The organism is Streptomyces acidicola (assembly GCF_009377235.1).
In the GTDB taxonomy this organism is placed as follows: domain Bacteria; phylum Actinomycetota; class Actinomycetes; order Streptomycetales; family Streptomycetaceae; genus Streptomyces; species Streptomyces acidicola.
The window spans coordinates 1-1,655 of record NZ_VMNX01000502.1 but is presented as its reverse complement, the minus strand read 5'-3'; the positions used below and the strand labels follow the sequence as shown (position 1 = coordinate 1,655).

The 1,655-nt window shown below is 72.2% G+C and carries 2 protein-coding genes and 1 pseudogene; 2 read left to right on the top strand and 1 reads right to left on the bottom strand.

Annotation, left to right across the window (positions count from 1 at the left end; translation table 11 throughout):
* Both FPZ41_RS47725 and FPZ41_RS46370 read left to right on the top strand, forming a co-directional pair.
* Positions 1 to 239 (top strand): hypothetical protein (locus FPZ41_RS47725; protein ID WP_194236469.1); only part of this gene is annotated, 239 nt, incomplete at its 5' end.
* Positions 226 to 858, top strand: a complete 633-nt coding sequence (locus FPZ41_RS46370; RefSeq protein WP_322621596.1) for a mycothiol-dependent nitroreductase Rv2466c family protein — start codon at positions 226 to 228, stop codon at positions 856 to 858. The genes FPZ41_RS47725 and FPZ41_RS46370, both read left to right, overlap by 14 nt.
* A gap of 187 nt (positions 859 to 1,045) precedes the next feature.
* On the opposite strand, the pseudogene FPZ41_RS47720 reads toward FPZ41_RS46370, so the two are convergent.
* Positions 1,046 to 1,655, bottom strand: a pseudogene (locus FPZ41_RS47720) (hypothetical protein); the annotation flags it as partial.

Sequence of the window (1,655 nt, the reverse complement as noted above, 5' to 3'; positions counted from 1 at the left end):
CCCCCACCCCCACCCCAACCGACCCAGCCCGGAACAACAACGAAACACAACAACCCCACACCACCACCCCAAACAGCCACAACTCCCCAGCCACCAACCAACCGCCCGCCGCATCGGCGGGGGACCACGAACTGACCGCCGACCGCATCCGTGCCGCGCTCTGGGAGGGCACCGACGCCCGCGCCCTGCTGGAGCGGATCGCGGACCGGGAAGGAGAACAGAACCGTGTCCGCAACTGACCCCACCCCCGTCGACTTCTGGTTCGACCCCGTGTGCCCGTGGGCGTGGATGACCTCCCGCTGGGTGCTGGGGGTTGCCGAACACCGCGCCCTCGACATCCGCTGGCACGTCATGAGCCTGGCCGTGCTGAACGAGGGCCGCGACGACCTGCCCGAGCGCTACCGCCGGCTGCTGACCGAGGGGTGGGGGCCGGTGCGGGTGGTGACCGCCGCCCGGCAGCAGTACGGCGACGATGTCATCGGCCGTCTCTACACCGCGCTCGGCACCCGCATCCACCTGCAGGGCATCGGCCCGAGCCGGGAGTCGATAAAGGGAGCGCTGGAGGAGGCGGGCCTCGCACCGGACCTGATCGAGTACGCCGACCAGGACACCTACGACCGCGAACTGAGGGCCTCCCACCAGGAGGGCATCGACCAAGTCGGCCAGGAGACCGGTACCCCGGTGATGGCCCTGCCCGGCCCCGACGGTGGCCGGACGGCCTTCTTCGGCCCGGTCGTCACCCCCGCCCCGCGCGGCAAGGCGGCACTGGACCTGTGGGACGGCCTGCTGCTCCTGGCGTCCACTCCCGGCTTCTACGAACTCAAACGCTCTCGCACCCAGGGCCCGGTCTTCGACTGACGCCTCCGGCCCGCGTCGCCCCGACCCCGTACGGACGACGCAGGCCCCCGCCCGCCCCGGCCTCCCACCACCGGGGCGCGGGTCTTTCCCGCCGTCGGCGACACCACCGGTCCACGGCCGGTACGGACAGCGCGGCGGCCACCGCCCCGCGCCCGCACCACGGTCCGGCAGCCGCCCGGTGCGCCCCTCAGACCGCCGCGCCCACCACCTGCTCGCGTCGTGCCGGGGCCGGCGGCCCGGGAACACGCAGGGCCAGCAGGCCAAGAGCCGCGAAGAACACCGCCCAGCCCACCCATCCGGCCCAGTCCCAGCCGACACTGATGCTGATCAGCGGCGGGCCGACGACCGTCGTCACGGCGAAACCCAGGTTGAGGGCGGCGAGGTGACTCGTCTTCTGACCCTCAGGGATGTGCAGCAGCGCCGCCCCGGTCGTGCCGGCGGTGATCAGCAGCTCTCCCAGCGACAGCAGCACCGCCGCCCCCACCACGACCACCAGGTCCAGCCGCACCGAGCCCAGCATCGTCAGCGGCACGACCAGCGCACCGAGCCCCGACAGCACACCCCCGAGGCACATCAGCGCCCGCGCCCGCGCCAGTCGCTCCGAGCCCCTGCTCAGCCGTACCTGCAACACCACGACGACCACCGTGTTCAGCAACTGGACCAGCGTCACGCTCCACGACGGGGCCTGAGTCCGCTGCACGATCCACAACGGCATCCCGATGCCCAGCAGCAGCGCGGACAGCGTGAACGCCCCGTACAGCGCGGTGATGCCGAGGAACGGACGATTGCGCAGGATC